This window comes from Paenibacillus sp. P4_A9 (genome assembly GCF_056402415.1).
In genome coordinates this window covers 1-859 of record NZ_JBFUHL010000230.1, presented here as the reverse complement: position 1 = coordinate 859, position 859 = coordinate 1, and the positions used below count along the sequence as shown (strand labels likewise).

The 859-nt window shown below is 39.5% G+C and carries 1 protein-coding gene; it reads right to left on the bottom strand.

Annotated features, from left to right (window positions below):
* Positions 1-741: histidine kinase dimerization/phospho-acceptor domain-containing protein (locus AC1DVJ_RS31165; RefSeq protein WP_477596835.1), on the bottom strand; the 741-nt coding region annotated here is incomplete at its 3' end.
* Positions 742-859 lie beyond the last annotated feature (118 nt).

Sequence of the window (859 nt, the reverse complement as noted above, 5' to 3'; positions counted from 1 at the left end):
ATATAAGGGAGCTTCATATTCATGTGAAATATCAATCGTAACTTGAAAATCAACTGCATAGGGTGTAATGAAACGAACGGTATGTTCTAGCTCCTCTTTGATATCTAGTTGTTCCTTTAAGTCCGCAGAAGGCTTTGCATAGTTAAGAAAATCAGTTAATAGGGTGATGGCCTGGTCTACACCAGACAGTGCAAGATCGGCATAACGTCTCCGATCCAAATCCGACAGATCTGATTTTTGTATTAATTGCAGGAAACCGCGTGTCGAGGTAAGCGGATTACGGATTTCATGAGAGATTGTTGCGGATAATTCAGCAAGCATACGATTTTTCTCTAAATGAGCGATATGTTTTCGCTGAATATCATATTTGTTAATAAAAAAAAGTAAAGTGATCATGATCCATAGTGAGATGAAGGCAAACACAACTACGTAGCCTGTATATAAGGAAAACGGCGCATAGACATAAGGGGCAAGTGGCGCATACAATAGTTCATACACGATGAGAATACCGGTTGCACAAGTCAGTTTTATCTTCAATGAAGCACGGGATACGCGATTTCGAGCAAGAAAGCCAAGAATTAGAACGAATGTGCTGCTTAGCAGGGCTGGTTCCCAATAATAGTGCAGAACGAACATACAACCAATATTGAAAATGATCCATGTCAAGATGGAAGGTGCTATACCAACGCCTAGCGTCACGAACAGTAAACAAACAGGTACTAATTGCAGGGAGTAAATCAAAGGGTCTATGTCGGCAAAGTTCCAATAAAGGAGTATAAAGACACCTAGAATTAATGAGAAAAAGAGATTTAATAACTGTTCTTTATGAATGAAATGGGGCGAAAGAATAAGATGGAGC